The sequence below is a fragment of the Arthrobacter yangruifuii genome (genome assembly GCF_009192775.1).
GTDB lineage: Bacteria > Actinomycetota > Actinomycetes > Actinomycetales > Micrococcaceae > Arthrobacter_B > Arthrobacter_B yangruifuii.
The window spans coordinates 84,728-109,494 of the sequence record NZ_VTFX01000005.1 but is presented as its reverse complement, the minus strand read 5'-3'; the positions used below and the strand labels follow the sequence as shown (position 1 = coordinate 109,494).

The window sequence follows — 24,767 nt, the reverse complement described above, 5'->3', positions numbered from 1 at the left end:
TCTTTCTAAAAGGTTCGACAGGCTGCGGGTCAGCGAGCGGCGTAAGCGAGCTCGGCAGCCTTGTCGGCGCCTTCGTCCATGGTGGTGGCCAGCGTGACCAGCGGGTGGTTGGCTTCGGCAAGGATGCGGCGGCCTTCGTCGACATTGTTGCCGTCCAGGCGGACGACCAGCGGCTTGTTGGCCTCGTCGCCCAGGATTTCCAGGGCCTTGACGATGCCGTTGGCGACGGCGTCACAGGCGGTGATGCCGCCGAAGACGTTCACGAACACGGACTTCACCTGCTCGTCATTCAGGATGACGTCCAGGCCGGCGGCCATGACGGATGCCGAAGCTCCGCCGCCGATGTCCAGGAAGTTGGCCGGCTTCACGTTGCCGTGCTTCTCGCCGGCGTAGGCGACGACGTCGAGAGTGGACATAACCAGACCGGCGCCGTTGCCGATGATGCCCACCTGGCCGTCAAGCTTGACGTAGTTGAGGTCATTGGCCTTGGCCTTGGCCTCGAGGGGATCCGCGGCGGCCTTGTCTTCCAGCGCGGCGTGGCCGGGCTGGCGGAAGTCCGCGTTCTCATCCAGGGAGACCTTGCCGTCGAGGGCAAGGATCTCGCCGCTGCCGGTCTTCACCAGCGGGTTGACCTCAACGAGCGTGGCATCTTCCTTGGTGAAGACATCCCACAGCTTGATGATGGCGTTCATGACGCCTTCGCGCAGCTCGGGGGCGAACCCGGCGGCGTCGACAATCTCGGCGGCCTTGGCGGAGTCGATTCCGACGGCGGGGTCCACGGCAACGCGGGCCAGGGCGTCGGGACGCTCCACGGCCAGCTGCTCGATCTCCATGCCGCCCTCGACCGAGCACATGGCCAGGTAGTTGCGGTTTGCACGGTCCAGCAGGACCGAGAAGTAGTATTCCTCAGCGATGTCGGCACCCTGGGCGATCATCACGGTGTGTACCGTGTGGCCCTTGATGTCCATGCCGAGGATGTTGGATGCGTGCTCGAAAGCTTCATCGGCGGTCTTGGCGACCTTCACGCCGCCGGCCTTGCCTCGGCCACCAACCTTGACCTGCGCCTTGACGACTACGACGCCGCCGATCTTCTCAGCAGCGGCTTTGGCTTCTTCAGGAGTGTGCGCCACGATTCCGGCGAGCACGGGTACACCGTGCGCCTCAAACATATCGCGCGCCTGATATTCAAACAGGTCCACGGGCTAGTGTCCTTCTACGTCGAAGTAGGGTTTACATGCGATCGGGAAGATCGCCGAGCAGATGCATCCAGCCGGTCTGCCCCACGAGGAACTTTAGTACCTCGGCGCTGAACGCCGAACACAGACTACCGCTTTAGTGACGAAGCACACAGTTCTATCGTTTGTAGAAATTGCCCGCCGTAAGTTATGAGAATTTTCACCTTCAGTTCTCTTTGGTCAGCGGGGCGTACCGCAGCAGGAGACGCTTTTCGCCGACGTCGAACTTCACCTTGGCCACGGTCTTGTCTCCGGCGCCTTCCACCGCGAGCACGGTGCCGGAGCCGAAGGAGGTGTGGTTGACCCGGTCCCCCGCGGTAACGGAGACGACTTCCTTCTGCGGCTGGACGCGTCCGATGGCCTTGGCAACGGGCGAGTTGGCGGTGCTGCCGCCGGTGCCCATGGGTGCGCCGGCACCCCAGGAGGATCCGCCGTAGCGGCTGGAGGTGATGCTGCCGCCTCCGCCCCAGGTGGGCCGGTCCATTCCTTCGCGCTTCCACTCGATCAGTTCCGGGGGAACTTCACCGACAAACTGGCTGGCCGGGTTGTACTGGCTCTGGCCCCACATGCTGCGGACCTCGGAGCGGGTGAGATACAGGCGCTGACGGGCGCGGGTCAGGCCCACATAGGCCAGGCGCCGTTCCTCGGCCAGTTCGGCCGGGTCCGTGGCGGAGCGCTGATGCGGAAACAGTCCCTGTTCCATGCCGGTGAGGAAAACGACCGGGAATTCCAGTCCCTTGGCGGTGTGCAGGGTCATCAGGGTAACCACGCCCTGCCGGCGGGATTCCTCGACGGCGGCGGCCACCTCCTCGGCCGATCCGCCGGGGGCGTCGGGGATGGAATCGGCGTCGGCCACCAGGGACACCTGTTCCAGGAACTCCCCGAGGGAGCCCTCGGGATTGTCGCGTTCGTATTCGCGGACCACGGCCACCAGTTCCGCCAGGTTCTCCACCCGGGACTCGTCCTGCGGGTCGCTGCTGGAGCGCAGCTGGGCCAGGTAGCCGGTCTGTTCCAGCACCGCCTCCAGGGCAGCGGAGGCGCCGGAACCGCTGGCCACCTCGGCGAGATCATCAATCAGCTTCACGAAACCGTTCACGGCGTTCAGGGACCGGGTGGCCAGCCCCGGAGCCTCATCGGCACGGCGCAGGGCGGCCATGAAGGAGATCCGTTCACGTTCCGCCAGGGCGGCCACGGAGTACTCCGCGCGGTCACCGATGCCGCGCTTGGGTTCATTGAGGATCCGGCGCAGGTTCACGACGTCGTCGGAGTTCACCAGCACGCGCAGGTAGGCCAGGGCGTCCTTGATTTCCTTGCGTTCATAGAACCGGGTGCCGCCGACCACCTTGTAGGGCAGGCCCACGCGCACCAGCACGTCTTCGAGGGAGCGGGACTGGGCATTGGTCCGGTAGAACACGGCGACGTCGCCCGGGCGCAGGTTTTCCTCGTCCTGCAGCCGGTCGATCTCCTCGGCAATGAAGCGGGCTTCCTCGTGTTCGTTCTCACCCACGTAGCCGATAATCTTCTCGCCGTCGCCCTCAGCCGTCCAGAGCCGCTTCTCCGGACGGTTGGGGTTACGGGAAATCACGGCGTTGGCGGCGTTGAGGATGGTCTGCGTGGAGCGGTAGTTCTGTTCCAGCAGGATGGTCCGCGCGGACGGGTAGTCCTTTTCGAAGTCATTGATGTTGCGGACGTCGGCGCCGCGGAAGGCGTAAATGGACTGGTCGGAGTCACCCACCACGGTGAGTTCGGCCGGGGGAAGGTCAAGGGCGTCGTCGTCCCCGCCGCCCACCAACTCCCGGACCAGTGCGTACTGCGCGTGGTTGGTGTCCTGGTATTCGTCAACGAGGATGTGCCGGAAGCGCCGGCGGTAGTACTCGGCCACGCCGGGGAAGGCGCGGAACATGAACACGGTCTGGGCAATCAGATCGTCGAAGTCCATGGCGTTGGCCTGGCGCATCCGCTGTGCGTAGCCCTTGTAGACCTCCGCCACGGCGGATTCGAAGGGATCCGCGGAGTTGGCCGATTCCGCGTAGGACTCTTCGTCAATAAGTTCGTTCTTCAGCGCCGAGATTTTGTGCATGATGGACTTCGGCGTGAAGCGTTTCGGGTCCAGATCCAGGCCCTTGGCCACCAGGGTGATCAGCCGCAGCGAATCCGCGGAGTCGTAAATGGAGAAGTTCGAATTCATCCCCACCGTTTTTGCTTCCCGGCGCAGGATCCGCACGCAGGAGGAGTGGAAGGTGGAAATCCACATGGTCTTGGCGACGCCGCCGACCAGGTTTTCGATCCGTTCGCGCATTTCGGCCGCGGCCTTGTTGGTGAACGTGATGGCCAGGATCTGTCCCGGATTGGACCGTCCGGTGGCGAGCAGGTAGGCAATCCGGTGGCTGAGCACCCGGGTCTTGCCGGATCCGGCGCCGGCAACGATGAGCAGCGGCGAGCCGGCGTGCTTCACCGCTTCCTCCTGCTGCGGGTTCAGCCCCTGCAGCAGGTCCGCGGCACGGCTTTCGTCCGCGTAGGAGGAGCCCCGCCGGGCAGTGTCGGCATGCGGTGCCTTGGCGGCTGGCGCCGGATCATTCTTGCGGGGTGCGGGAAAGAGTGGATCAAAGAGATAGTCCATGATGGCTTTAAGTCTAGGCGCTGCGGCTGACATTCCGGCGAGCAGGGACGCCGGCCCGCCCGGGACAGGTCCTGCGGGCAGGCGCCGCGGGGGCGTTGGGCCCCGGCACCTCAGTCCGAGGTCAGGGCGGCGGAGATTTCGCGGACGGACGAAGCGGTCCCGGCAATGTGCCAGCGGAAGCCGTTGACTTCGACGACGGCGGTGCTGCCGCCGGCGGCCTGCACAATGGCCTTGCCCGGCAGCCAGTCCCATTCCGGGCAGCTGTGCTGGAACCAGGCACCGGACTGGCCGGTGGCCACCCGGGCCAGGTCACAGGATCCGGATCCCATCATCCGGATGGTGGCAGCTTTGGAGGCCGCGGCGGTCCAGGGCACGGATACCTCCGGGCGCAGCAGCCAGGTGGGGTGGATGTAGGTTCCGGCCGACAGGCGCTCCAGCGGTTCGTCGTCCGGCGTGGCAATCACCGACCCGTTGAGTGTTGCCGGGAAACCCTTGCCCCCAAGCCACAGCTGGTCTTCCTGCGGCTGGTAGATGGCGCCCAGCAGGACGTCCGGGTCCCCCGTTCCCTGGTCCGGATCCGGATCGGTCCGCAGTGCGATCGCCGAACACCAGTAGGTGGAGCCGGCAAAGAAGTTGTAGGTTCCGTCCACCGGGTCAATAACCCAGGACCTGCCGGACGTGCCCTGGTGGCTGGCGCCCTCCTCCCCCACAATCCCGTCCTCGGGGCGCAGCTCGCGCAGCCGGCCCACCACCAGCGCCTCGGCTTCGCGGTCTGCAGCGGTCACGACGTCGGACACCGAGGTTTTTTCACTCGCGGTCAGGCCTTCCGCCCGCATCTTCAGGGCAAGCTGACCGGCCTCCCGGACCAGGTCGGCGGCCAGTATCAGGTCTTCGGCGAGCGCAGCGGCAGTCATAACCTCCAGCGTAGCGGCCCGCCTCCGGGCGGGACAGGCGCGCCCGCGTCCGCGGCCCGGGGCCTGGGACGGGTGCAGCCATACTGTACCTATGGGAAAAACCGCCGCGCAGCGCGCCGCCAAACACGGACCATCCGCAGGCTCTCCCCGCACGGGCACTCCGGGGGCGGCCGGCGCCGCTGCCGGCCCGGGCGCGAACCCGCAGGCCAAGAGCAGCCCGGGGCTGGTTGTCATTGCCGGGGTGGTGACAACGCTGTTCCTGTTCTGGTACCTGCATCTGCTGGTTCTGGGCCAGCTGACCGACCTCGCGGACGGCCTGGCGATGCCCGATTCCCTGGTCCTGGGCTACGGGCAGGACCATTTGGCCGCCCTGCGCGCTGCGATGGACGCGGATGCCCTGGGCCAGCTCAGCTACGTGCACAAGACCGCGGGAACGCTCTTTCCCCTGGTTTTCGGCATGACCTGGCTCCTGATTATCGGGCTGAACACCCAGCGCCGGATGCTGCGCTGGGTGCTCTTCAGTGCACCGATCCTCTTCGTGGTGGCCGATCTGTGGGAGAACATTGCCATTGACAATGCCCTTGGCGCGGCCGAACTAACCGGCGGTGACGCCGCTCTGGCGGGCACCCTGACGGTCATCCGATGGGTCCTGCTCGGGCTCAGCCTTGCGGCGTCCGTGGTGGCCGTCTTTACCCGTCGGGTTGGACGGCCACCAGAACTTGTCGCCCAGGACAAAGGTTAGGGCCGGGACCACCACGGTCCGCACCAGCAGGGTGTCGAACAGGACACCGATGGCCACGATGATGCCCACCTGCGTGAGGGTCACCAGCGGCAGCACACCGAGCACCGCGAACACCGCGGCCAGCAGGATGCCGGCACTGGTAATCACGCCGCCGGTGGAGCGCAGTGCTGCCAGCATGCCCTGCTTCGTGCCCATCGTGGCTGCGTTTTCCCGGGCCCGGGTGGTCAGGAAGATGTTGTAGTCCACCCCCAGGGCCACCAGGAACAGGAAGGAATAGAGCAGCGTCTGGACATCCATGGCGGGGAAGTCCAGCACGTTCTCGAAGAGCAGCCAGCTCAGCCCCGTGGCAGCCAGGAAGGTCAGCAGCACGGAGGCAACCAGCAGGACCGGCGCCACCAGGGACCGCAGCAGGATCATCAGGACCAGGAACACCAGGACAATCACGGACGTGCCCACCAGCACCGTGTCATGCTGGTTCGCGGACAGCTGGTCCACCCGCTGCGCGGCTTCGCCTCCGACGAGGGCCTCGTAGTCCTCGCCGGCAAGATCCGCCCGCAGGTCGGTGATGAAGGTGTTGGCTTCATCGGTGCCTGCCTCGTAGCCGGTGATCAGCTCCACCCGGGTACGCCCGTCATGTTCGGTGCCGGGCGTGGCGGCAGTGACGCCGTCGATGCCGGACAGCTGCGCCACGGCGTCGTCCACGGCGTCCGTATCCACCAGGACGGTGACCGGGGACGAGGACCCGGCGGGGAAGCCCTCGGACAGGGTTTCCGCCGCGGTGACGGCCTGCGGCTTCTCGCGGAACTGCTCGTTTTCGCTGAGCCCGATCTGCAGGGTGAACAACGCGCTGCCGAGCGCCAGCAGGACAACGACGGCGGTGCCCGCGATGGTCTTCGGGTGCCGTGCGGTGGCTTCACCCAGGCGACCCCAGAACCTGCCTTCCTTGGCCGGGTCCCCCACCTTGGGCACAAAGGGCCAGAAGAGTTTGCGGCCCAGCAGCACCAAGGCCACCGGCAGCAGGAACAGGGCACTGAAGATGGCCAGGACAATGCCGATGGCCGCGGAGAATCCGAGGCCGCGGTAGCTGGCGGTATCCGTGAACAGCAGGGTAAGCAGGGCCAGGATCACGGTGCCGCCGCTGGCGATGATGGCCTCACGGGTCCGGGTCAGGGCCTTGCGCATGGCCTCGTACACCGAGTCGTGGACGCGCAGCTCCTCCCGGTAGCGGGCAATCAGCAGCAGCGCATAGTTGGTGGCGGCACCGAAGACGAGGACGCTGGTAATACCGACGGCGGACGGGTCAACCGTGATTCCGGTGACCGGAGCCAGCAGGTCCACCACCTTGGCTGCCAGCTGTTCAATGGCACCGACAACCGCCAGCGGCACAATCCAGAGCCACGGCGAGCGGTAGGTGATCAGCAGCAGCACGGCGACGACGCCGGCCGTGACGGTCAGCAGCACGAAGTTGGCTCCGGAGAACACCCCGGCCAGGTCCGCGGTGAACGCCGCCCCGCCGGTGAGTTCCGCCCGGACACCCTCGGGGGCAGCCTCGGAGACGGCATCGCGCAGTGCCTGGACCTCCTCGGACACTGCGTCACCGTCGTCGGCGGCGGCCTGCAGCGTCAGCGGAACAATGGCCACGAGCTTGTTTTCCGAGACCACCGGCGGAACCTGCGGCGGCGGACCGGATGCTCCGGCCTCGGCAGCGGCCGCGTTGATCTGCGCAATGGCGGCGGTATCGGCGTCCGTCAGCGGCCCGCCGTCCTCACGGGACACCACGACGATGGCAGAGGATTCCTGCGCATCGGGGAACTCCTGAAGCAACTCCTCCACCTGGGTGGACTGGTACTTGTCATCCAGCCCGCCCACCGAGGTGGTGTCGTTTTCCTCCGCCGGCAGGGCGAACAGGCCGATAATGACGGCCACCCCGATCAGCAGAGTGACCCACGCCGTTTTGGCGTTCTTCACTATCCCTGTATACATGTGCCTCTCCCAGCCGTCTAAGTATCTCTGAACGAAAGTATCTCACATATAGAGATACTTCAATTCCCAGTTACTATTGGGCTGTGGAAAACAACGAGCTACGGCGGGAGATCGTCGACGCAATCCGCGGCATGAGCCTGGACGGGCAGCGTGTCGCGGACGCTTTCGCGCATGCGCACGGCCTCAACGCCACGGACATGCGCGCACTGGTGCTCATCATGGAGGCGGAGATCCGGCATGAGGCATTGACCGCCGGCCAGCTCAGCGCCGCCCTGGGCACTTCCTCCGGGGCCACCACCGCGGTGATCGACCGGCTGGAACGCATTGGCCACATCCACCGCAACCGCACCCATGCGGACCGGCGGAAGGTCACCCTGCACTTCGAACCGCTGGCCATGCAGCTTGCCGGCGCGTACTTCGGCCCCCTCGGCTCGCTGACCAACGAGGTCATGTCCCGGTACACCGAAACGGAGCTGCGGACCATCCTTAGTTTTATGCTGGCCATCCGCCAGAGCTATGAGCGGCATATCACCGGCGGGCAGCCCGACGCCGGCGGCACCCCGGTTGGCGGCACCCCCGCCGACGGCGCCTCCCGCTGACGGCGGCACCCCCGCAGACGGCGCCTCCCGCTGACGGCGCCTCCCGCTGACGACGGCACACCGGACGGGATGCACCCGGCCGCCGGGAGAAACGGGTAAGCTGGAACCGCTTGCCGGTAACCCGGCGGCCCGCCCTCGTAGCTCAGTAGGATAGAGCGGCCCTCTCCTAAAGGGCAGGTCGTCGGTTCGATTCCGGCCGGGGGCACTTTTTCTTTTAAGTCCCGTTCTTTTCGGGGCCAGGACCGTGGCCCGCCGGGTCGCTAGCGCTGCAGACCCGGAAACGCCCAGTTTCCCGAGGAGCGCATCAGGTCACGCATGATGACCATTTCCTCATCCGGGCCCATCACCGCCGCTTCCTCGGCGGAGTCATAGTCCAGGTAAACGGTGTGGCTGATGTCGCGTGTCCCGGTACCCGCGAGCCGGGAGAGCAGCCGGTCGGTTTCCTGGAACACGACCAGCGCCCGGCGCATGTGGCTGGCACTGGTGATGACGGTGACGTCCCGGATGCCCGCCTCATTGGCGCGCTCCAGGGAGAACAGCGCATTCTCGACCGTGTCGGTGGCGAGACCCTCCTGGATGATGCGGTCCTCGGCGATGCCGTTTTCCACCAGCCATTGGGCCATCGCCTCGGATTCGGTTACTCCGGACTTCGGCACGCCGCCGGTGACGATCAGCCGGGATTCCGGATACTTTTCCGCAGCCGCCTTCGCCACCTTCAGCCGTTCAACCAGGGTCTCTTCCATCTCCCCCGAGTCCGACAGGGCATAGCCCAGGACCACGAAGGCATGGTTGTCCCCGGGCAATCCATCCGGCACTTCCGTGGTGAACGGCTTGCCCGCGATTTCCCCCACCGAGGCGATCCTGGCCTCGAACGCCGCAGCGCGGTCCGGATCCAGCCGGCGAATTTCGTCCATTCCCGCCGCATACCCGGCGGTGTCTGCGAGCACCTTCGAATAGACCGTGTGCATCAGCCGGGCGTTGAACTGGTCCGGGTCCAGGGCGAGGATTCCGGCATAGGTGTCCCTGGCCTCGGGGAGCTTCTTCTGCAGCACCTGGGCGGACGCCAGGGAATACCGCAGGTCCGTGTCATAGGGATCCATTTCCACGGCCTGGGCGAAGGCCTGCTCCACCACGTCGTAATCACCGTGCAGGGTTATGCCCTTGAAGATTTCCTGCTCTGCCTGCAGCAGGTCTCCCCCGTACCAGTAATAGTGCATGGCAATGCGTTCCAGGGCCTGGATCCGCTCGCCGGTGGGTGCATTGTTGCGTACCTGTTCGAAGAGCTCGTCCACCGATCCGCCGTCGGCCCCGGCCCCGGCGCTCGGAGCGGGAGAGGCACTGTCCGTGGTCCCCGCGGTGGCGGTTTCGGTGGAGGCGGGGCCGGAGCAGGCCGAGAGGGCGATGACGGATGCGAGCAGAATGCCAACGGCTGGTTTCTTCATGGGGTTCCTTTGGTCCGGGCGCTGCGAAGGTTGTCTGGGTCCTATTTGACGGCTCCGGCGGTCAACCCTCCGATCAGTCGCTTCTCGATGACGGCGAAGAGAATGATCACCGGCACAATCGCGACGATGGACACGCCAAAGACGTACTGCCAGCTGGTGGCGTACTGCCCGATGAATTTGGTCAGCGCCACGGAGAGCGGCTGGTTTTCCGCGGTGGACATAATGACCAGGCTCGCGGCGAACTCGTTCCAGGACGAAACGAAGGTAAAGATCACCGCGGTGACGATGCCCGGCCACACCAGCGGCAGGTTGATCCGGAAGAGCACCTTGAGGCGTCCCGCGCCGTCAATCTGCGCTGCCTCGTCAATTTCCTTTGGTATGGCTGCAAAGAAGCTGTGCATGATCCAGAGGGCGAAGGAGAGGTTGAACGCCGCGTTGATGAGGATCATGGCCACCCAGGTGTCATTGAGGTCCAGCCAAAGCATCTGCCGGAACAACCCGGCGGTCAGCACGGCCGGCTGAAGCATCTGGGTCACGATGACCAGAAAGAGGAAAACCATCCTCCCCGGAAACCGGAACCGGGCGGTGTAGTACGCCGCGGGCGTGGCCACCAGCAGCACCAGCAGCGTGGCAAACACGGCAATGATGATGGTGGACAGCAGATTGTAGGTCAGCGGTGTTTCCGGGGTGCTCCACATGGACTGGTAGTTGCCCAGCTGCAGACCGTCCTGCGGAAAGTACGCGGGCGGAACCGAGAGGATTTCAGACCGGGTCTTCAGCGAACCGACCAGCATGATGAGGTAAGGGGTCAGGAAAACCAGTGAAATCAGGGCACCGATGATCATCCGGCCCCACATGCGGCGGCCACTGACGTTATCCGTTCCGTACCGCTTCCTGCGGGGCTGGACCGGCGCGGCAACCGGAGGAACCGGGGGAACCGCGGGGGCGGTGACGGTCATCTCAGACCTCCTTCGTAGGTTTGACGATCTTCACGTACACCGCCACGATCACCAGGACCACGGCAAAGTTGACCACGCTGAGCGCGCTCGCCACATCCAGGCGGCGGTCAAACTGCAGCACTTTGAAGATGTAGGTCATCAGGGTGTCTGCCCCGTAGCCGGGAATGGACCCGGTCATGATCCGCAGGATGGGCAGGTTATTGAAAACGTTGATGATGTTGATCAGCACGGCCACGGCGAGCGCGCCGCGCAGCTGGGGCAGCACCACGCTGAAGTAGGTGCGGACCGGACCGGCACCGTCCATCTTGGCCGCTTCCAGGGCATCGCCGGGAACCGCCTGCAATCCGGCGAGCAGGGTGTAAGTGGTGAACGGGATGGAAACGAACACGCCGACGATGATGGCCGCAGCCAGGGCAGTGGTCGTGTTCTTGGTAAACCCGTACGCGGCGTCCATGAGTCCGATGTCCACCATGAACTTGTTGATGATGCCGTAGTCGCGGTCCAGACCGTAGTAAAACACCGTGGTGGTCATGACCACGCTGGCAGCCCAGGGAACCACCACGGCCATCCGGACCAGGGTCCTGCCCGGGAACGGCTTGTTCAGGAAGTTGGCCAGCGCCAGGGAGATGAGGACTGTCAGGGCCACCACCACGGTGACCCAGACCACCGTGTTCAGCAGGATCCGGGGCAGGTTGGGATCCGCGAACACGGTCTGGAAGTTCGCCAGGCCCACGCCCTCCACGTTCGTGCCGGCCTGGCTGATCCGCCTGGTGGAGCTGTAGATCATGTAGCCCGCGGGAAAGATCACCACGCCGAAGATCAGGACCAGTACCGGGCCGATCCAGGGCAGGGCGGCCCAGAGGCTTTCATTGCTCCGCGGCTTCTTCCTGCCGGTCCGCACTCCCGGACGCTGAAGTGTGCTCATCATGTAAAACCGTTCTGGAACAGGAAGGGACCGCCGCCTCGAACCGGAGCGGCGGCCCCTTCGGGCCGGAGTCAGGCTGCGTCAGCCTTGGACTGGATCTGGTCCAGGACAGTCTTGGCATCCTGGTCTTCAAGCTGGCCCATGAGGGACTTGAAGGCACCGTCCGTACTGTTCCAGGCAGGGTTGGTGGTGGGGTAGAACTCCGCGGTGGGCAGCATGTCAAGGAACGGCGCCAGGTCCTCGTTGCTGGCCATGGCCTCGGATCCGCTCTTGGTGGTGGGCAGGAAGCCTTCGGTCTGCACCCAGTCCACGTAGTTGTCCTCGGCGTAGAAGAAGTCCATGAAGGCAGTGATGGCTTCCTGCTTGTCCTCGTCGTTCTTGAACGCCATCAGGCGGTCGGCAACGCCCAGCGTTGCCGGCTCCCCGCTGCGGGTGGGAACGGTGGTCACCCCGTAGTTCAGTTCGGGGTTTTCTTCCTCAATCTGGCCCACCGTCTGCGGCAGGGCGTACACCATGCCGATCTGGCCCTGGGCGAAGACGTTGATCATGGGCGTCCGCTGGGTCGCTCCCGGATCGGGCTGCGTCACCCCGTCGGAAATCATCTTCTTCATGAACTCGGCAGCTTCCAGGTTCTCCGGGGAATTGACGGTGATCTCGGTTTCGCTGCCGAAGCTGCCGCCGTTGCCGGCAAACCAGATCAGGCTCTCGCCCTGTGCTTCTTCAGAACCCAGCGGCATGCCGTAGCCGGGAGTGCCGGTATCGGAGATCTTCTTTGCGGCCGCGTACAGCTCGTCCCAGGTGGTGGGCGGCGCTGCAACGCCGGCAGCGTCAAACAGGTCCTGGTTGTAGAACAGGGCGCGTACCGAGGCGATCAGCGGCAGTCCGTACTGGGTGCCGTCGAGCACCTCATTTTCAGCGAAGGATTCCTGGAAGTCGCTGAGCGTCTCTTCGGAAGCGACGTCCTCCGCCGGATACAGCAGTCCCTCGTCGGCAAAGGCCGAGAAGGCACCCCCGTTGTAAATATCCGGTGCCTCTCCGGCCTGGATCTTGGTCTGCAGAACCGATTCGAGGTTTTCCCACGATTCCACCTGCAGGTTGACGGTGATTCCCTCATTGGCGGCCTCAAAGTCTTCGATGACGCCTTCCCAGAGGGCCTTGGTGCCGTCCGAGTAGCTGGGAACGAGGAGGTCCAGGGAGCTGGCGTCCCCTTCACCGGATCCGTCGCCCCCGAAGCCGCAGGAGGAAACCGCGAGGGCGCCGGTGGCAGCCAGGGCCACCAGGCCTATGCGAACTTTGCTCTTCATTGAATCCTCTTTCAAATAGTCACGGCCGGGGACCGCGAAACGGTGACGGAATCTGATAGCTAGTTGCACTTCGGAATCAGGCTTCATCAATCAGTTGAAAGAATAATTGCGTGAGGATGCGCCCCCGTCAAGACCTTTTTGGCGTCTATTTGAAGTCAATAACGAAGGAAACGCCGACTTTCCGCGAAAATCGTCGTTTCTGTCCGCCTCCGCAGTTTTGATTTTTACTGATCTCTAGACAAGCGATGCAATCAATGTCCATCATGGAAGGACCTTGACCTTCCCGGACACCGGGACACCCGGCCCCGCTGTACAGAGGAGCACCTTCATGCCAACATCCTTCACCGACGCAGCACCGTCCCCTGCGGCCCCCGGCCGGTGGATGCGCGAAGAACTGTTTTCCCAGCCGGATGTCTGGGAGCGGGCCATCGGGCAGGCGCGCGCCGAGACGCTGCTGCCGGCAGCGGGCAAACGCGTGGCCGTGGTGGGCTGCGGTACGTCCTGGTTCATGGCACAGTCCTACGCGGCGGCGCGGGAGGCGGCAGGCCTCGGTGAAACCGATGCGTTCGCAGCCTCCGAGGCAACGGCAGTTACCCGCCGGGAATATGACGCCGTCGTCGCGATCACCCGTTCCGGCACCACCACGGAGGTAGTGAGCCTGCTGGCCGAGCTGGGAAGCTCGGTCCCCAGCACGGTGCTGCTCGGAGACCTCGATTCCCCGGCCGCGGAACTGGCCGGATCCGTGGTGGCCCTGCCCTACGCAGATGAGTCCTCAGTGGTCCAGACCCGGTTCGCCACCGCGGCGCTGGCCTATCTGCTCACCTCGCTTGGAACAGACCTGGGACCCGCTGTGGAGGACGCACGGGCCGTGCTGGCCGAACCCACTCAGGATGCACTGCTGGACGCCGAGCAGTTCAGCTTCCTCGGCCGCGGCTGGACGGTGGGTCTGGCCCACGAAGCCGCGCTGAAAATGCGCGAAGCAGTGCAGGGCTGGACCGAGTCCTATCCCGCGATGGAATACCGGCACGGACCCATCGCCATTGCCGCACCCGGCCGGGTGACCTGGCTGCTGGGTGATGAACCCGAGGGCCTGCGCTCCGACGTCGAGCGGACCGGAGCGCGGTTCGAGTCCTCCACCCGCCATCCCCTGGCCGAACTTGTCCGCATCCATAAGCTCACCCTGGAGCGTGCCATGGCCCGCGGACTCGACCCCGACAGCCCGCGCAGCCTGACCCGTTCCGTCATCCTGGAAGACCAGCCGGGCAGATGAGCACGCCGGCACCCCCTTCCCCCGTCCGCGGATCTGTCCTGGCCTTCGACGTGGGCGGAACCGATATGAAGGCGGCGCTGCAGGACGGAAGCGGAAACTTCCACTCCCTGCTGCGGATGCCGACGCCGCGTGATCCGGCCCGCCCCGGCGACGCAGTGGTGAAGGAGGTTGCCGCCCTGTCCCAGCGGTACGCACGGGAGTATCCGGAGGCGTCAGTGCAGGCGTTGGGGCTGGTGGTCCCCGGACTGGTGGATGAACATACGGGGACGGGCCTTTTCTCGGCGAACCTGGGCTGGCGGAACTATCCCTTCGCCCAGCGGCTTCGGGAGGAAACCGGGCTGCCCGTTGCCTTCGGGCACGACGTCGGGCTGGCGGGCGAGGCGGAAATGCGCCTCGGGGCGGGCCAGGGACTGCGCGACGCCGTGGTGCTGATTATCGGTACCGGCATCGCCGGGGCGGTCTTCTGCGACGGACGGCGGGTGCTCGGCGGCGGTTATGCCGGGGAAATCGGCCACGCGGCCGTCCCCTCGGGCACACTGTGCGCCTGCGGGGCGCACGGCTGCCTGGAAACGGTGGGCTCCGCCGGGGCCATCGTCCGCCGCTACACGGAACGCACCGGCAGGGCGGCAGCCGGAGCCAAAGAAGTGCTGGGTGCCGCGCGGAACGGCGACGCTGACGCTGCGGCCGTCTGGGCCGACGCCGTCGAGGCCCTGGCCGACGGCATCTGCCACCTGGCCGCGGTGCTGTGCACCGAAGCCGTGATTCTCGGCGGCGGCCTCTCCCAGGCCGGCGACCATCTGACCGGGCCGCTGCGCCGCGCCGTCGACAGCAGGCTCTCCTTCCACCGCCGGCCCGGGATCCGCGTTTCCGTCCTCGGCCAGGATGCCGGACTCCGAGGTGCTGCCCTGCACGCCCGCGGCCTGACCGAAAGCCCGTTGTGAACCGGGACGCGGGCGCGGTGCTGACCGTCACGGCCAATCCGGCCCTGGATGAAACCTATGCCGTGCCGGCGCTTGTCCCCGGCTCCAGCCACCGGGTGCCGCCGCCGGCCGTCCGTGCCGGAGGCAAGGGAATGAACGTGGCCCGGGTGGCCCACCAGCTGGGTGCCCCCACGCTCGCCGTCGCCACCAGCGGCAGCTCCTCCGGCGCCCGCTACCGCGAGGACCTTGAACTCGCCGGCATCCCGCACCGCCTCGTTCCCGTGGCGGCACCCACCAGGCGCAGCATGGCCTTTGTCGATCAGAGCGCCGGGCTTACCAGCATCTTCAACGAAACCGGGCATCCCCTCACCGGCAGCGAATGGCAGGACCTGACCGCTCTGATTGCACGCCTCCTCCCCCGTGCCGGTGTGCTGGTGGGCTCGGGCAGCCTGCCTCCACAGGCTCCGCCCGGCTTTTACCCCGATCTGGTCCGGGCCGCCGCGGGGCACGGCATTCCCTGCATCATCGACACCTCCGGGCCGGACCTGATCCGTGCGGCCGAGGCCGGCGCCTTCGCCCTGAAGCCCAACCAGCACGAGCTGCGCGAGGCCACCGGCGAAGATGATGTGCACCAAGGCGTGCTCCGTCTCCTGCGTGCCGGTGCCCAGACCGTTTTCCTCAGCTGCGGTGAAGACGGACTGCTCGCCTACTCAGCAGCCGATCCCGGGCATTACCTGCACGCCCGGCTGGACCGCAGCCTGCCGGGGAACCCGACGGGAGCCGGGGACGCCGCGGTGGCGGCCCTCGCCGTCCATCTGGCGTCCGGGAGCCGGGACCTGGAGCTGATGCTGCGTACGGCGGCCGCCTGGTCCGCCGCCGCCGTGCTGATGCCGGCAGCGGGCGAAATCTCACCCGAGCACCGCACCCTGCAGCGGCAGATCACCGTCACCAGGCACAGCACCGGCACCGCGGATGAGAACCAACCCACTGCACTGGAGGCAAATCGATGGTCCTGACCCCAACCCGGACCCTGATGGAGAACGCTGCGGCGGTGGGCACCGGAATCGGCAGCTTCAACGTCCTGCATCTGGAGACCGCCGAGGCCATAGTCTCCGGCGCGGAAGAGGCCGGCCTGCCGGTGATCCTGCAGATTTCACAGAACTGTGCGGCCTTCCACGGATCCCTGAAACCCCTGGCGGCAGCCTGTCTTGCGGTGGCTGATGCCGCCGCGGTCCCCGTGGCCCTGCATCTGGACCATGCCGAAGATGAGGCCCTGGTCCATCAGGCAGTGGAGCTCGGCTTCGGGTCCGTGATGTACGACGGCGCGGCCCTGCCCTACAGCGAGAATGTTGCCGCCACCGCCCGCGTGGTCAAACACGCCGAACCGCTGGGCGTGTTTGTGGAGGCGGAACTGGGGGAAGTGGGCGGCAAGGACGGAGCACATGCCCCGGGCGTGCGGACCGATCCCTTCGAGGCCGCGGACTTTGTGCTGTCCACCGGCGTCGATGCGCTGGCCGTGGCGGTGGGTTCCTCGCATGCCATGACCAGCCGGAGCGCACGGCTGGACCTGGACCTGATCCGGGAGCTGAAAAACGCCCTGGACGTCCCGCTGGTGCTGCACGGCTCCTCCGGGGTGCCGGACAGCATGCTGGTCGCGGCCATCACCGCCGGAATGACCAAGATCAATGTTTCGACGCATCTCAACGGTTTCTTCACCCGGGCCGTGCGCCGGATGCTGGCAGACCAGCCGGATCTCGTCGACTCCCGGAAGTATCTCTCCGCGGGCCGCCGGGCGCTTGCCCCGGAGGCCGGGCGTCTGTTGTCCCTCTTCTCCCTGACCGGGACCGTAGCGGAAAAAGGCTGAAAACCCATGGAAAAGACCGAGCGGCTCAACGCCATCCTTGATCTCCTCGCGGCACGCGGACGCGTGCAGGTGGAGGAGATCATGGCCGAGCTGAAAGTGTCACCTGCCACCGCCCGGCGGGACCTGGATGCCCTGGCCGCACAGCGGCTCCTGACGCGCACCCGCGGCGGTGCCACCATGGAAGCCGTCGCCTACGACCTGCCGACCAGGTACAGCCGGGATGACCATACAGCCGAGAAACAGGCCATCGCCCTGGCCGCCAGTGCGCTGGTCCCCAGGGGCGCCGTCATCGGCCTGTGCGGCGGCACCACCAGCACGGCCATCGCCCATGCCCTGGGGATGCGCCGGGACCTGATGGAACCCTCAAGCAAACCCACACTGACCGTGGTCACCAACGCCATCAATATCGCCGTACAGCTGGTGGTGCGGCCCAATATCCGCGTGATGGTGACCGGCGGCACCGTGAACCCGCGCTCGTACGAGCTGGTGGGCCCCTATACGGACGTCATCCTGCAGCGGGTGGCACTGGACTTGGCTTTTGTGGGGGTCAACGGGCTGGATGCCGAAATAGGCCCAACCGTCAGCGACGAAGGGGAAGCCGCAGTAAACTCGTTGATCTCCCGCCGGGCCTCGGAGACGTACATCGTGGCGGACTCCTCCAAAATCGGCACCCGCAGCTTCGCCACGCTGAACGGCTACGTGTTCAGCAACCTGATTACGGACAGCGGGATCACCGACAGTGAAAAGGCCGGGTTTGAAAGCCGCGGCACCAGGGTGATCGTGGCCCCGGTCAAGACCGCCGGCCGGACCCAAGAACGCGCCGGGAGGTAGCCGTGCAGGTCGTCATTCTGGATAGTGCTGCCGAGGTCGGAGAATACGCTGCCCGGACAATCCTCCGCGGTGTCAGCGCCGGCAGCATCAAGTCCCTGGGCGTGGCAACGGGCTCCTCACCCCTGGCCATCTACAAGGTGCTTCAACGCCACCGCAGCCCGGAGCTGTCTGCCCTGAACGCCTTCGCACTGGACGAGTACGTGGGGTTGGCGCCGGACCATCCGGAAAGCTATGCCGCCGTGATCCGCCGGGAAGTCACTGACCGGCTCGGCCTGGACCCCCGGCGGGTCCATGTGCCGGACGGCGGTGCCGCGGACCTGCCTGCCGCCTGCGCCCGCTTTGAAGCAGCCATCCGGGCAGCCGGCGGAATCGACCTGCAGATCCTGGGCATCGGGCGGAACGGACACATCGGCTTCAACGAACCGACCTCGTCCCTGGCCTCACGGACCCGGGTCAAGACCCTGATGTCCGCCACCCGGAAGGATAATGCCCGCTTCTTTGCCGATGCGTCCCAGGTGCCCTCCCTCTGCCTCACCCAGGGGCTGGGCACCATCATGGAGGCGCGGAAAGTGATTCTCGTGGCGCAGGGCAAGGCGAAGGCGCAGGCGGTCGTCCGCGCAGTGGAGGGTCCGCTGGCAAGCATGTGCCCGGCCTCGGTGCTGCAGATGCACCCGCAGGCCACCTTCGTGCTGGACCGTGAGGCAGCCGGGGACCTGGTCCTGCAGGACTATTACCGGGATGTCCAGCGCGAAACGTCCCGGTAGTTCCGGCCTCGATCGGGCCGGGATGCCGCCGGCGGCCTCAGGACCGCGCGGCGGGATCCTGCTCAAGCTGCGCATCCGCCGCCGGTTCAGCTGCGAACTGCGTGTTGTACAGCTCCGCATAGCGTCCGTCCCGCGCCAGCAGCTCCTTATGCGTTCCCTGCTCGGCAATCCGCCCGCCCTCGATGACGAGGATCCGGTCCGCGTTGCGGATGGTGGAGAGCCGGTGGGCAATCACGACGGCGGTGCGCCCCTCCAGCGCCTCGCCCAGCGCCGCCTGGACTGCTGCCTCGGAGGTGGAATCCAGTGCCGCGGTGGCCTCATCCAGGATCACGATCCGCGGGTGGGCCAGCAGCAGCCGGGCAATGGTCATGCGCTGGCGTTCGCCGCCGGACAGGCGGTAACCGCGCTCGCCCACCATGGTCTCCAACCCGTCCGGAAGGGAACGCACCATGTCCTCGAGCCGGGCACGGCGCAGCGCATCCCAGATCTGCTCCTCCCCCGCTTCGGGATTGGCCAGCAGCAGGTTGGCGCGGATGGTCTCGTGGAACAGATGCCCGTCCTGGGTGACCATGCCGAGGGCCCCGCGGATCCCGGCAAAGCTCAGGTCCCGCACATCGGTGCCGGAGAAGCGCACCGCACCCGAGTCGACGTCGTAAAGCCGGGACAGCAACTGGGCGATGGTGGATTTGCCGGCACCGGAGGTACCCACCAGGGCAACCGTTTGCCCCGGCTCCACCCGGAAGGAGACTCCGTGGAGAACTTCCTCACCGCCGCGCGTGTCCAGAACGGCAACGTCTTCCAAGGATGCCAGCGAGACTTTCTCCGCCGTGGGGTAGGCGAACCGGACGTCGTCGAACTCCACGGCCAGCGGACCCTCCGGCACAGGGACGGGGTGTTCCTTCTCGGCGATGAGCGGGCGCAGGTCCAGGATCTCGAATACCCGCTCGAAGCTGACCACCGCGCTCATGATTTCCACCCGGGCATTGGCCAGGGAGGTCAGCGGCGCGTAAAGCCGGGTCAGCAGCAGGGCCAGGGTGACGACGTCGCCGGTGTTCAGTCCGCCGGTCAGCGCCAGATAGCCGCCCAGCCCGTAGACCAGGGCCAGCGCCAGGGCCGAGACGAGGGTCAGTGCGGTGACGAAGACGGCCTGCATCATGGCCATCTTCACCCCGATGTCCCGCACGCGGGAGGCCCGCACGGCAAATTCCCGGGATTCGGCGTCCGGCCGGCCAAAGAGTTTGATCAGGGTCGCTCCGGGTGCCGAGAACCGCTCGGTCATCTGGGTGCCCATGGAGGCGTTGTGGTTGGCGGCCTCGCGCCGCAGGGCCGCAAGCCGCCCGCCCATCCGCCGGGCCGGCAGCAGGAACACCGGAAGCAGCAGCATGGCCAGCACGGTCACCTGCCAGGAGGTCCCCAGCATCACGATCAGCGTCAGGATCAGGGCAACAACGTTGCTCACCACCCCGGAGAGGGTGCCGCTGAAGGCCTGCTGGGCGCCGATCACATCATTGTTGAGGCGGCTGACCAGGGCGCCGGTGCGGGTGCGGGTGAAAAACGCAATGGGCATTTTCTGCACGTGGTCGAACACCGCCGTGCGCAGGTCCAGGATGACGCTTTCACCGATCCGTGAGGAGAACCAGCGGGTGGCCAGGGACACGGCGGCATCAGCGACGGCAACGGCGGCGATCAGCAGGGCGAGGCGGATGACCACGCCGGGTGCTGTGCCGGCCACAATGGAATTGACCACCTGGCCGGCAAGGACAGGGGTGGCCACCGCCAGGAACGCACCGGCTACGGAGAGCAGGACGAAGCCCAGAAGCCGGAACCGGTAGGGCGCCGCGAACCGGACTATCCGGCGCAGCGTCTCCTTGGAAATCCTGTTATCAGTGCCGCTGCCGCGGGATATCTTGTGGAGCGAGCTCCACGCGGCGCCTTCCATGCTCATGTCTGTTCCTCCGGTATCTGCACGTTCCAGCTTAAGCCCGGCCGGGGACGGTTCCCGGCCGATCGCCAGGGGCTGAAAACCGGCGCACCGGGCACCGGCGCGGTGAGCAGCATCACGCCTTTGCACCCTCGGTGCTGTTACACTTCCTATCGCTGCCCCTCGAGCTGAACCGGGCACTGACGAAAGGTCGTTATGTCCCCGGCACTGCAGTCTCCTGTCGTCCACACGGCAGACCCGTCCACGGAGGGCGATCCATCCGGCACCTCAGGCCGGCCTAAGGCGCTGGTCGCCGTGGATGAGCCCGCCGTCTTCTCTGTGGTGGCCGGCATTCTCGCCGACGCGGGGCTGGACACGGTTCCGGTGCAGGACGTGGACGAAGCCATAGCCGCTGCACGGGCCGCTTCACCGGTGTTGGCTGTTGTGGATTCCACCATCCGCCAGGTTGCCGGAATGGACATGCTTAAGCGGCTGCGGCACGAGCCCGCCATAACCAAGCTCCCGGTCATCCTGGTAGCCGGCGAAGCCGGCGTGGACATGGACTTCATGGTGGAACTGGGGATCGCCGACTTCGTAGCGAGCCCGGTGGATCCGGAGGATCTGTCCCGCCGGATCAACCTGATTCTCGCCACTTCACAGGCACGCCGCTCCCGGCGGATGGCCGCCGCCCGCCTGCGGGAGGACACCCGCCGGATTTCGGACGCCATCCGGGCGACGAATGACCCCCAGCAGATGGCCGAGGTCCTGGTCCACGGACTGGGGGCCACCTTCGAAGCGGACCATGTCCTGCTGGTGACGTTCCCGGATGAGCGTGTCCCCGAACTGACCCTGGCCTGGAGCCGGGAGGGAACCGGTTCCGCGGGCATGCCGCCGCTGAGCGGGCATGCCGCCGGAGAGCTCGCCGAAACACTGTGGGAGAGCGGCCGGGCGCTCGCGGTGGAGGACCACGCCCAGCCTGCCGACGAGCTGCCGCTGCCGATCAGCGCGGCGGCACGGGGTGCGGGGCTGCGGACCTCAGTGATTGTGCCGCTGGGCCATGGGGACAAGGCCTTCGGCCTGCTCTGGCTCGCGGGGGAAGGTGCACCGCGGGACTGGACCAGCACGGAGATCTCCCTGATCCAGCACGTCAGCGGAAACCTGGCGCACGGCCTCGTGCAGGGCAACCTCATCACTGCGCAGCGGATGGTGCTCAAACGCCAGCGCGAGCTGGACCAGGCCAAGACCGACTTCGTGGCGACGGTCAACCACGAGCTGCGGACACCGCTGACCTCGATCACCGGCTACCTGGAACTCATCCTTGACGGCTCCGGCGGGGACATCCCGGAGAACGTCGCCCAGATGCTCAAGATCGTGGGACGCAATGCTGTCCGGCTCCACCAGCTGATCAGCGATCTGCTCACCATCTCCCGGCAGGATGCGGACGAAAGCAGCCTGGAGGCGGAGGAAGTGGATCTGGGGGAACTCCTCCGCGGCGTTGCCGCGTCGCTGGCGCCCGCTGCCGGGGCCAGCAACCTGGACCTTCGGCTGGAACTTGGCACGGAGGCACTGCTGGTGGACGGAGACCGCGCCCAGCTGGAGCAGGTATTCACCAATCTGTGCTCCAACGCGGTGAAGTTCACCCCGGCGGGCGGCTCCGTATCGATCAGCGCCATGCCGGTGCAGCCGGACGGGGCCGGGCCGGGGGTCCGCGTACAGATCCAGGACACCGGCATCGGCATTCCGGAAGCGGACCTGCCGAATCTTTTCCGGCGTTTTTTCCGTGCCTCCAACGCCACCTCCGCCGCCATCCCGGGAACCGGGCTGGGCCTGGCTATTGTCCAGGACATTGTGCTTCAGCACGGAGGCGAGCTGGGCATCGTCTCGAAGGTGGGCACCGGCACCACGGCCACGGTCCAGCTTCCGGCCGCCCGTTAGGGCAGGGGCGGTCTATACCGGAGCGGGAGCCGCGGCCAGGATCCGTTCCGGCGCGGAATAGCAGTTCAGGGAAGCGCCGCGGCTGAAGCCGATCAGGGTCATTCCGCCGTCCTTGGCCAGCTCCACGGAGAGCGCAGACGGCGCGCTGACGGCCGCGAGCACCGGGATCCCTGCCAGCTGGGCCTTCTGGACCAGCTCGAAGGATGCCCGCCCTGACACCTGCAGCACCATGCCGCGCAGCGGGAGCATCCCGGCGCGCAGTGCCCAGCCCACCACTTTGTCCACGGCGTTGTGCCGGCCCACGTCTTCACGCAGGCACAGCAGCTCGCCGTCGGAGTTGAACAGTCCGGCCGCATGGACGCCGCCGGTCCGGTCGAACACCTTCTGCCCTTCACGCAGCCGGTCCGGCAGCGCCGCCAGCATGTCCAGCGGCAGCCGGACGTCGTCGTCGGACGGGTGGAAGTGCGAAGACTTCCGCACGGCCTCAATGGACGCAGTGCCGCAGATGCCGCACGAACTGGACGTGTAGACGTGCCGTTCCATTCCGGTATCCGGCAGCTTGGTGCCGGGCCGGAGCTGAACGTCCACCACGTTGAAGGTCTGGTTGCCTTCCTCGTCCACGCCGGAGCAGTACCGCAGGCTGACCAGCTGCGCCGGATCCCAGATCACTCCTTCGGAAACCAGGAAGCCGGCGACCAGGTCGAAGTCGTCGCCGGGCGTGCGCATGGTAACCGTGAAGGACTTGCCTCCGATCCGGATTTCCAGCGGTTCCTCTCCTGCCAGTACGTCGTCCCGCCGGCTGACGTTGCCGTCCAGCCGGAAGCGCGTAACCCGTCCTCGTTGGGTAACCCGTCCCATGATGTCTTCCTGTCTTTGGTGCTGTGGTTCTGTGGCCGGGCCGCTGATGCTGCCCGGGTTCTCCGTTGTCCGCTGTCCGGGGTTACCCTTTCGTGCTGGAAACTACCCGGCGGGGGCGCGGTTGACCTGCCAGGGCAGGGGCAGCGCCATAACGGCCTGGTCCCTGATGCAGCCCTCCGGCGGCACCACCATCACGGCATCCGCTTCGGCCAGTCCGCGGAGCATCCCGGAACGGAAGTACGGGGACGGCATGGCACGGTCATCCCGGATGCTGCAGGGAACCAGCCGGGTCCTTCCCGGCAGCGGTTCCAGGTCCACGCCGGCCAGGACATGACGCTCACGGGAAATCGGTGCACCCCGGAGCCCGTCCAGCAGCGGCTGGACGATCGTGAAGACCGCCATCATGGCAGCGAGCGGGTTGCCCGGCAGGGCCACCAGCAGGCGGCCGTCCTCCAGACGGGCGAGCATGGTGGGATGACCCGGACGCATGGCAATGCCGTCGATCAGGAGTTCCGCATTGACCTCCTCCAGGGCGCGGCGCAGGTAGTCCGCTTCGGAACGCCCGGTACCGCCGGTCGTGATGAGCACGTCGCCGGAGGACATGGCAATGGAGTGTTCATCGGTGGCGTCACTGCTCAGCGCTGCCACCACATCTTCCAGCCGGTCCGGCAGGCGGCGCACGACGTCGATCCGGCCGCCCAGCATCGTGATCAGCTGGGGCATCTGGGGACCGAAGGTGTCGCGGACCTGTCCCGGCTCGGGCAGGCCCGCTTCGATCACCTCGTCACCGGTCAGCAGGAGCGATACGCGCGGGGAGCGCAGCACCGGCAGGTTGTCATGCCCGCATACGGCGGCCAGCGCAATGTGGGCGGGGTTGAGCAGTTTTCCCGCGGGAATGGCCGTCTCCCCCGCCGATGCCTCTTCCCCGGCCGGCCGGATGTGCTCGCCGGGACGCGGTTCCGACTCGCGGGCCCGCTCGCCCAACGTCAGCTGCGGGGGCGTCGACGCGGAAACCGTGCCGCTTTCCGAACGCAGGACCGCTTCCGCACCTTCCGGGATCAAGCCGCCGGTGAGGATCTCCACGGCCTCGCCCGGCTGCAGGGCACGGCGTCCGGATTCACGGTGGATCTGCCAGCGTTCCACCTCGGGTTCCTCGTGCGTGATGACCGTCCATGGCGGAGCACCCGCGACGGCCCACCCGTCCATAGCCGCCGAGGCGTAATGCGGAACCGGCTGGAGGGCGGTGGTGTCCAGGGCCAGGATCCGGCCCAGGGCCTCGTCCAGCGGCACGGTCTCATAGGGCAGCGGGCGGGCTGCGGCATAGGCGGCATGCCGTGCCTGGGCCCAGGACGCGTTCGGCTGCGCAGGCAGGATGACGGGTGCGGCGGAATCACTCATTTGGTGTCTCCTTCAGCCGCGGCACCGCGGCATTCATCAGCCGCCACCGCCATGGCCGAGCGCATCGCGACGGCGTCTTCGGCCTGCCCGGTGGCGGCGGCAAGGCCTGCGGCATACCCCACGATGAAGGTGGTCAGCGGTGCCGCCGGCCGCACCACGCTGTGTGCTGCAACTGCAGCCAGGTCAAGGACAGCGGAAACATCCACCGGCGTGCCCTCGAGTTCCAAGGCCTGCAGCAGCCTGCTGCTCCATGCCTCGAGTTGTTCCTGCTGGCTTGCCATTA

General features: G+C 66.5%; 20 protein-coding genes, 1 tRNA gene and 1 pseudogene. 10 read left to right on the top strand and 12 right to left on the bottom strand.

Annotation, left to right across the window (positions count from 1 at the left end):
- Window positions 1-29: 29 nt before the first annotated feature.
- The 3 genes from sucC to GD627_RS11470 all read right to left on the bottom strand — a co-directional run bounded on the left by sucC (window position 30) and on the right by GD627_RS11470 (window position 4,769).
- Window positions 30-1,199, bottom strand: coding sequence for an ADP-forming succinate--CoA ligase subunit beta (gene sucC / locus GD627_RS11480; RefSeq protein ID WP_146362944.1), 1,170 nt, complete (start codon window positions 1,197-1,199; stop codon window positions 30-32).
- A gap of 202 nt (window positions 1,200-1,401) precedes the next feature.
- Entirely contained in the window at window positions 1,402-3,855 is a 2,454-nt protein-coding gene (gene pcrA, locus GD627_RS11475; protein WP_246165465.1) for a DNA helicase PcrA, read from the bottom strand.
- Window positions 3,856-3,965: 110 nt separating this feature from the next.
- On the bottom strand, window positions 3,966-4,769 hold the full coding sequence (locus GD627_RS11470; RefSeq protein ID WP_152272609.1) for an inositol monophosphatase family protein: 804 nt from the start codon (window positions 4,767-4,769) through the stop codon (window positions 3,966-3,968).
- A gap of 91 nt (window positions 4,770-4,860) precedes the next feature.
- Here GD627_RS11470 and GD627_RS11465 point away from each other — a divergent pair, with 91 nt between their 5' ends.
- Window positions 4,861-5,511 carry a hypothetical protein gene (locus tag GD627_RS11465; RefSeq protein WP_246165464.1) on the top strand — a complete coding sequence of 217 codons (651 nt, stop codon included), beginning with the start codon at window positions 4,861-4,863 and terminating at the stop codon, window positions 5,509-5,511.
- Window positions 5,512-5,532: 21 nt separating this feature from the next.
- Here GD627_RS11465 and GD627_RS11460 read toward each other — a convergent pair.
- Window positions 5,533-7,494, bottom strand: a pseudogene (locus tag GD627_RS11460) (MMPL family transporter); the annotation flags it as partial.
- An 83-nt stretch (window positions 7,495-7,577) separates the two neighbouring features.
- Here GD627_RS11460 and GD627_RS11455 point away from each other — a divergent pair.
- Window positions 7,578-8,093, top strand: a complete 516-nt coding sequence (locus GD627_RS11455) for a MarR family winged helix-turn-helix transcriptional regulator (protein WP_152272607.1) — start codon at window positions 7,578-7,580, stop codon at window positions 8,091-8,093.
- A gap of 131 nt (window positions 8,094-8,224) precedes the next feature.
- Window positions 8,225-8,298: transfer RNA gene (locus GD627_RS11450), tRNA-Arg, on the top strand.
- Window positions 8,299-8,353: 55 nt separating this feature from the next.
- Here GD627_RS11450 and GD627_RS11445 read toward each other — a convergent pair.
- The 4 genes from GD627_RS11445 to GD627_RS11430 form a co-directional block, all read right to left on the bottom strand.
- On the bottom strand, window positions 8,354-9,535 hold the full coding sequence (locus tag GD627_RS11445; RefSeq protein WP_152272606.1) for an ElyC/SanA/YdcF family protein: 1,182 nt from the start codon (window positions 9,533-9,535) through the stop codon (window positions 8,354-8,356).
- A 41-nt stretch (window positions 9,536-9,576) separates the two neighbouring features.
- The gene (locus GD627_RS11440) at window positions 9,577-10,494 is read right to left on the bottom strand and encodes a carbohydrate ABC transporter permease (protein ID WP_194266041.1); all 918 of its coding nucleotides are present in this window, start codon (window positions 10,492-10,494) and stop codon (window positions 9,577-9,579) included.
- A 1-nt stretch (window position 10,495) separates the two neighbouring features.
- On the bottom strand, window positions 10,496-11,419 hold the full coding sequence (locus tag GD627_RS11435) for a carbohydrate ABC transporter permease (RefSeq protein ID WP_246165463.1): 924 nt from the start codon (window positions 11,417-11,419) through the stop codon (window positions 10,496-10,498).
- Window positions 11,420-11,490: 71 nt separating this feature from the next.
- Entirely contained in the window at window positions 11,491-12,723 is a 1,233-nt protein-coding gene (locus GD627_RS11430; RefSeq protein ID WP_152272604.1) for an extracellular solute-binding protein, read from the bottom strand.
- A gap of 328 nt (window positions 12,724-13,051) precedes the next feature.
- Between GD627_RS11430 and GD627_RS11425 the strand changes: the two genes are divergently transcribed.
- The 6 genes from GD627_RS11425 to nagB are packed head-to-tail and all read left to right on the top strand — an operon-like array spanning window position 13,052 to window position 18,372.
- On the top strand, window positions 13,052-13,993 hold the full coding sequence (locus GD627_RS11425) for an SIS domain-containing protein (protein ID WP_152272603.1): 942 nt from the start codon (window positions 13,052-13,054) through the stop codon (window positions 13,991-13,993).
- A complete protein-coding gene (locus tag GD627_RS11420; protein WP_152272602.1) occupies window positions 13,990-14,934 on the top strand; it encodes an ROK family protein in 945 nt (314 codons plus the stop codon). The genes GD627_RS11425 and GD627_RS11420 overlap by 4 nt, the downstream gene beginning before the upstream one ends.
- Window positions 14,931-15,929 (top strand): 1-phosphofructokinase family hexose kinase, encoded by a 999-nt coding sequence (locus GD627_RS11415; protein WP_152272601.1) that lies wholly within the window; start codon window positions 14,931-14,933, stop codon window positions 15,927-15,929. Before GD627_RS11420 ends, GD627_RS11415 begins: the two co-directional genes overlap by 4 nt.
- Window positions 15,920-16,777, top strand: coding sequence for a class II fructose-bisphosphate aldolase (locus GD627_RS11410; protein ID WP_152272600.1), 858 nt, complete (start codon window positions 15,920-15,922; stop codon window positions 16,775-16,777). The genes GD627_RS11415 and GD627_RS11410 overlap by 10 nt, the downstream gene beginning before the upstream one ends.
- Before the next feature lie 6 nt (window positions 16,778-16,783).
- Complete coding sequence (locus GD627_RS11405) at window positions 16,784-17,608, top strand: DeoR/GlpR family DNA-binding transcription regulator (RefSeq protein ID WP_152272599.1); 825 nt, start codon at window positions 16,784-16,786, stop codon at window positions 17,606-17,608.
- A 2-nt stretch (window positions 17,609-17,610) separates the two neighbouring features.
- Window positions 17,611-18,372: a glucosamine-6-phosphate deaminase gene (gene nagB, locus GD627_RS11400; RefSeq protein ID WP_152272598.1), complete on the top strand. Its 762-nt coding sequence runs from the start codon at window positions 17,611-17,613 to the stop codon at window positions 18,370-18,372.
- Between the two features lie 37 nt (window positions 18,373-18,409).
- On the opposite strand, the gene GD627_RS11395 is transcribed toward nagB, so the two are convergent.
- Complete coding sequence (locus GD627_RS11395) at window positions 18,410-20,317, bottom strand: ABC transporter ATP-binding protein (protein ID WP_152272597.1); 1,908 nt, start codon at window positions 20,315-20,317, stop codon at window positions 18,410-18,412.
- 291 nt (window positions 20,318-20,608) lie between these two features.
- On the opposite strand from GD627_RS11395, the gene GD627_RS11390 reads away from it, so the two are divergent.
- On the top strand, window positions 20,609-22,228 hold the full coding sequence (locus GD627_RS11390) for an ATP-binding response regulator (protein ID WP_194266040.1): 1,620 nt from the start codon (window positions 20,609-20,611) through the stop codon (window positions 22,226-22,228).
- Between the two features lie 12 nt (window positions 22,229-22,240).
- On the opposite strand, the gene fdhD is transcribed toward GD627_RS11390, so the two are convergent.
- From fdhD to GD627_RS16840, 3 genes are all read right to left on the bottom strand, one after another.
- Window positions 22,241-23,086, bottom strand: a complete 846-nt coding sequence (gene fdhD, locus GD627_RS11385; protein WP_152272595.1) for a formate dehydrogenase accessory sulfurtransferase FdhD — start codon at window positions 23,084-23,086, stop codon at window positions 22,241-22,243.
- Window positions 23,087-23,188: 102 nt separating this feature from the next.
- Window positions 23,189-24,484: a molybdopterin molybdotransferase MoeA gene (locus tag GD627_RS11380; protein ID WP_146362962.1), complete on the bottom strand. Its 1,296-nt coding sequence runs from the start codon at window positions 24,482-24,484 to the stop codon at window positions 23,189-23,191.
- The gene (locus GD627_RS16840; protein WP_246165462.1) at window positions 24,481-24,765 is read right to left on the bottom strand and encodes a DUF6457 domain-containing protein; all 285 of its coding nucleotides are present in this window, start codon (window positions 24,763-24,765) and stop codon (window positions 24,481-24,483) included. Before GD627_RS16840 ends, GD627_RS11380 begins: the two co-directional genes overlap by 4 nt.
- Window positions 24,766-24,767 lie beyond the last annotated feature (2 nt).

Bases quoted from the DNA above. Each gene is read 5' to 3' on its own strand.
- GD627_RS11440 (WP_194266041.1), bottom strand. From the start codon at position 10,494: ATGACCGTCACCGCCCCCGCGGTTCCCCCGGTTCCTCCGGTTGCCGCG.
- GD627_RS11470 (WP_152272609.1), bottom strand. From the start codon at position 4,769: ATGACTGCCGCTGCGCTCGCCGAAGACCTGATACTGGCCGCCGACCTG.
- GD627_RS11435 (WP_246165463.1), bottom strand. From the start codon at position 11,419: ATGAGCACACTTCAGCGTCCGGGAGTGCGGACCGGCAGGAAGAAGCCG.
- GD627_RS16840 (WP_246165462.1), bottom strand. From the start codon at position 24,765: ATGGCAAGCCAGCAGGAACAACTCGAGGCATGGAGCAGCAGGCTGCTG.
- fdhD (WP_152272595.1), bottom strand. From the start codon at position 23,086: ATGGGACGGGTTACCCAACGAGGACGGGTTACGCGCTTCCGGCTGGAC.
- GD627_RS11465 (WP_246165464.1), top strand. From the start codon at position 4,861: ATGGGAAAAACCGCCGCGCAGCGCGCCGCCAAACACGGACCATCCGCA.
- pcrA (WP_246165465.1), bottom strand. From the start codon at position 3,855: ATGGACTATCTCTTTGATCCACTCTTTCCCGCACCCCGCAAGAATGAT.
- GD627_RS11410 (WP_152272600.1), top strand. From the start codon at position 15,920: ATGGTCCTGACCCCAACCCGGACCCTGATGGAGAACGCTGCGGCGGTG.
- GD627_RS11405 (WP_152272599.1), top strand. From the start codon at position 16,784: ATGGAAAAGACCGAGCGGCTCAACGCCATCCTTGATCTCCTCGCGGCA.
- GD627_RS11430 (WP_152272604.1), bottom strand. From the start codon at position 12,723: ATGAAGAGCAAAGTTCGCATAGGCCTGGTGGCCCTGGCTGCCACCGGC.
- GD627_RS11395 (WP_152272597.1), bottom strand. From the start codon at position 20,317: ATGAGCATGGAAGGCGCCGCGTGGAGCTCGCTCCACAAGATATCCCGC.
- GD627_RS11420 (WP_152272602.1), top strand. From the start codon at position 13,990: ATGAGCACGCCGGCACCCCCTTCCCCCGTCCGCGGATCTGTCCTGGCC.
- GD627_RS11445 (WP_152272606.1), bottom strand. From the start codon at position 9,535: ATGAAGAAACCAGCCGTTGGCATTCTGCTCGCATCCGTCATCGCCCTC.
- GD627_RS11380 (WP_146362962.1), bottom strand. From the start codon at position 24,484: ATGAGTGATTCCGCCGCACCCGTCATCCTGCCTGCGCAGCCGAACGCG.
- GD627_RS11425 (WP_152272603.1), top strand. From the start codon at position 13,052: ATGCCAACATCCTTCACCGACGCAGCACCGTCCCCTGCGGCCCCCGGC.